The organism is Alysiella crassa DSM 2578, assembly GCF_000745955.1.
Taxonomy (GTDB): Bacteria; Pseudomonadota; Gammaproteobacteria; order Burkholderiales; family Neisseriaceae; genus Simonsiella; species Simonsiella crassa.
The window spans coordinates 1-3645 of sequence record NZ_JQKH01000127.1 but is presented as its reverse complement, the minus strand read 5'-3'; the positions used below and the strand labels follow the sequence as shown (position 1 = coordinate 3645).

The window sequence follows — 3645 nt, the reverse complement described above, 5'->3', positions numbered from 1 at the left end:
GCGGTTTAAATTTGGCTCCCCGAGCTGGGCTCGAACCAGCGACCTGCGGATTAACAGTCCGTCGCTCTACCGACTGAGCTATCAGGGAATGAAGACTGAATTATAGCGCAATCCAAAAATCTGTCAATTTATTTGTAAAACAAATTTTGATGTTTTTCAGTTAATAATTGTATTTTCTTACAATTTAATTTTCAGGCAGCCTGAAAAGGCGGCACGTCCACGCCCGCTTCACGCAATAAATTCAGCGTTTCAAATACGGGCAAACCCATCACGCCCGTAAAACTGCCCGATAAATGCGCCACAAACACCCCACCCACGCCTTGAATCCCATACGCCCCCGCTTTATCCATCGGCTCGCCAGAAGTGATGTAGGCGGCAATTTCTTGTTCTGACAAGGGTTTAAATTGCACATCGCTGCATTGCACCGCCACCCACTCGCGTCCGCCACGCGACACGCACACCGCCGTCATCACTTGATGGGTGCTGCCTGAAAGCGCGGACAATATTTCGTGGGCGTGGGCGGCGTTGTCGGGTTTGCCCAAAATGTGTCCGTTTAATGCCACAGTGGTGTCGGCGGACAAAATGGCTTGTTCGGTGCTGCCGAATTGGGCGATGGCGGCGCGGTTTTTTTCCACCGCCATGCGTTGAACATAGTCGTAGGCAAGTTCGCCATCGTGTGGCGTTTCGTCAATTTCGGCAGAGATTTTGTGAACAATAAAACCTAAATTTTCCAAAATTTCACGTCTGCGTGGGCTGCCTGAAGCCAATAAAATAGGTTGCATAAAAAATTTTCCTTGCTATTTTTTCATAAATAAATTACATTCTACTACAAACAAGTTTCCAAACGAGAAGAAGAGAAGCAGGCAGCCTGAAAAATTTCAGGCTGCCTGTTTTTGTGTGCCAACATTATTCTTCCGTATTGCCGCCTTGCGCCCGCAATTGGGCGCGATAATCCCACGGAGCTTGCGGTTTTTTGCCCGACCACAGCCCCACACGATTTTTCTCCGCCGCCGCCAACGCCGCCGCATAACGACTGTAATCGCCCGATGGCTGCGATTTTTTCGCATAAGTTTGGTAGTGCCACGCGTTGCCGTTTTTCACTTGCTCATAATTCACATCCAAACCTTGCAATTTCACCACCGCCACTTCACGCGAATACCTATCCACATCAGTAACATAAACTTCCACTTGTTTGCCATGAATCAGTTTTTCCAACGCGTTTTTGCTGGCAATGCCGTGCGCTTGCGCTTTTTCGGGTGCGTCAATATAGGCAAAACGCAGCGTGTGTTTCGCGCCGTGCGTGTCGGTAACGGTTGCCGTGTCGCCGTCTGCCACTTTGATGACTTTGGCGGCATAGGTTTGCCCTTTTTTCGCCGCCGCCTTGTCGCCCGAAGCATTGCTTTTGCCCGCAAACTGATTCGCCACCAATGCGCTGGCAACCGCCACGCCCAACGCCGCCATTTTTTTCTTCGTCCAATTTTTCGGATTGGAAATGTGTTTGACAATCATATTGCCAATATTTTTTTGTGCCATAATTTTTTATATTTTCAAATGGTTAATCTGTTTTTAGGCAGCCTGAAATTTATTCCAACGCGTCCAATAATCGCCGCTCAATTTCGTCCGCGTCAAACGATTTGGCAATCAATTCAAAACGACTATCACGCCGCCACGAAACCTGATTCGCGCCCCATTGCCCGTCCACCCAATTCAGCCACACCCAAGTATCCAAAACTTGAAACACCCCTTTGGCGCGTACCAAACCGTCCGTCATTTTGGGCAAATCATTAAAAAAATTCGTGATTTTTTCGCCATCAAAATTTCTGCCCACTTCAAAAGTAAAACCTTGCGATTGGTAACCCATTGTATTATCAGGTAATGATTTGATACGGTAACGCGATTTTTCCAGCACAGGCGTGTCCAGCCATTCCAGTTTCATTTGCGCGTTGTTCACTTCCACAATCAAGGCTTTGGGCGGAAACAATTTGGCAGCCTGCGCTCGAAATTCCGCCAATTGTTCCGCGTTACACAAATCCGTTTTGCTCGCCACCAAGACATCGCACACGCCGACTTGGTCTTTGTAGAGCGCGTGGCTGGCGAAATTCGTGTCAATAAATTGGCGCGGGTCCACCACCGTAAACACGGCGGCAATCTCTAATTTTTCTGTAAATTCAGGGGCTTTCAATTCATCAATCACGCCCGCCGCGTGCGCCAAACCGCTTGCTTCAATCAACATTCTGTGTGGTTGATTTTTTTTCAACATTTGCTTAACCGTGTCGCCCATCTGCGCCCCAGCCGTGCAACACAAACAGCCCCCAGAAATCTCCGCCACAGGAATGCCATTGTCCGACAATACCGCGCCATCAATGCCAATTTCGCCAAACTCGTTTACAATAATAAGCCATTGTTCATGTTCAGGTTTTTGTGCAATTAAACTGCGAATGGCGGTGGTTTTGCCTGTGCCTAAAAATCCTGAAAATAAGTGTACTTGCGTTTTCATAAATTATCCTAATTAATTGATTTATTTTTAATTTTAAAAAATATAAATATTTCAGGCAGCCTGAAAATACACAACAAAAATAATCGTAGGGTGCGCCGTGCACACCAAAATGATTGAATAATTAAAATATTTTGCCAAATCTGGTGCTATAATATAATGATTGTCGTGTACGAAAAGGCAGCCTGAAAATGAATTATCCTATTCCTTGTGTCGTCCCTGCCAAAAATACCGCCACACAAACGCAGGAAACGCAAACACCAAATACAAACACAGCACCACCGCATAAAATTCCCAACCCTGCGTGTGAACCGCCCCCGTGCGCTTCTCCAATAAATACCCCAAACCGCCCACCAACACCAACCCCAACGCCCATTCCGCCAAATGGTGCCAAAATGTTTTGCGTTTCAAAGCGATAATGCCCAAACCACGCTGGGTCAAAAAAGGCGCATTCGCCATCAAAACCGCCAAAATCAATAAAGTGTACATTGCAGCCGTCATCGCAAGCTCCCAAACAAATCTCGCGATTTTAACGATAATTTGCGAATTTGGCACTTGTTTTCAGGCAGCCTGAACATTACTTTATGCTTATCATTTAAATCATCACAACGGAGAAACATTATGCGTACAATTTTGAATATTTTATGGTTTGTATTGGGTGGCTTTTTGACGGCGTTGGGTTGGTGGCTGGCGGGGCTGCTGATGGCGATTACGATTATTGGCTTGCCGTGGGCGCGGGCGTGTTTTGTGATTGGACAATTTTCGCTGTTCCCATTCGGGCGTGAAGCCGTGCCGCGCAATCAAATCACGGGCGAAGACGATATTGGCACAGGCTCATTGGGTTTATTGGGCAATATTATTTGGTTTGTGTTGGGTGGCTGGTGGTTGGCGATTGGGCATTTGACGGCTGCGTTGGCTTGCGCGGTAACGATTATTGGCATTCCCTTTGCTTTGCAGCATTTGAAATTAGCCAAAATCACGCTGATGCCGATTGGACAAACCATCGTTCAATTGGATTAAATTAATTAAATTTTACACAAAATCATTGCCCTGCGCTTTCAGGCAGCCTGAACGCTTTACAAGATTTCAAAAAGCCGTATAATGCCAATCTTCAACACCAGCCCAGGTGGCGAAATTGGTAGACGCAGGGG

General features: G+C 46.7%; 5 protein-coding genes and 1 tRNA gene. 1 reads left to right on the top strand and 5 read right to left on the bottom strand.

All coding sequences use genetic code 11. The annotated features are described in order from the left end of the window. Window positions 1-12: 12 nt before the first annotated feature. The 5 genes from Q338_RS12165 to Q338_RS12145 all read right to left on the bottom strand — a co-directional run bounded on the left by Q338_RS12165 (window position 13) and on the right by Q338_RS12145 (window position 2995). Window positions 13-88: transfer RNA gene (locus Q338_RS12165), tRNA-Asn, on the bottom strand. A 103-nt stretch (window positions 89-191) separates the two neighbouring features. Beyond that, complete coding sequence (locus Q338_RS12160) at window positions 192-782, bottom strand: Maf family protein (RefSeq protein WP_034295875.1); 591 nt, start codon at window positions 780-782, stop codon at window positions 192-194. Window positions 783-906: 124 nt separating this feature from the next. After that, window positions 907-1533 (bottom strand): thermonuclease family protein, encoded by a 627-nt coding sequence (locus tag Q338_RS12155; RefSeq protein WP_051968647.1) that lies wholly within the window; start codon window positions 1531-1533, stop codon window positions 907-909. Between the two features lie 49 nt (window positions 1534-1582). Next, a complete protein-coding gene (locus Q338_RS12150; protein WP_034295873.1) occupies window positions 1583-2497 on the bottom strand; it encodes a CobW family GTP-binding protein in 915 nt (304 codons plus the stop codon). 198 nt (window positions 2498-2695) lie between these two features. Then, window positions 2696-2995 (bottom strand): DUF2818 family protein, encoded by a 300-nt coding sequence (locus Q338_RS12145; protein ID WP_034295870.1) that lies wholly within the window; start codon window positions 2993-2995, stop codon window positions 2696-2698. A 120-nt stretch (window positions 2996-3115) separates the two neighbouring features. Between Q338_RS12145 and Q338_RS12140 the strand changes: the two genes are divergently transcribed. Next, window positions 3116-3514 (top strand): YccF domain-containing protein, encoded by a 399-nt coding sequence (locus tag Q338_RS12140; RefSeq protein WP_034295868.1) that lies wholly within the window; start codon window positions 3116-3118, stop codon window positions 3512-3514. The last annotated feature ends 131 nt before the right edge of the window (window positions 3515-3645 follow it).

Coding starts and splice junctions, on each gene's coding strand:
- Q338_RS12160 (WP_034295875.1), bottom strand. CDS start 782: ATGCAACCTATTTTATTGGCTTCAGGCAGCCCACGCAGACGTGAAATT.
- Q338_RS12155 (WP_051968647.1), bottom strand. CDS start 1,533: ATGGCACAAAAAAATATTGGCAATATGATTGTCAAACACATTTCCAAT.
- Q338_RS12150 (WP_034295873.1), bottom strand. CDS start 2,497: ATGAAAACGCAAGTACACTTATTTTCAGGATTTTTAGGCACAGGCAAA.
- Q338_RS12145 (WP_034295870.1), bottom strand. CDS start 2,995: ATGACGGCTGCAATGTACACTTTATTGATTTTGGCGGTTTTGATGGCG.
- Q338_RS12140 (WP_034295868.1), top strand. CDS start 3,116: ATGCGTACAATTTTGAATATTTTATGGTTTGTATTGGGTGGCTTTTTG.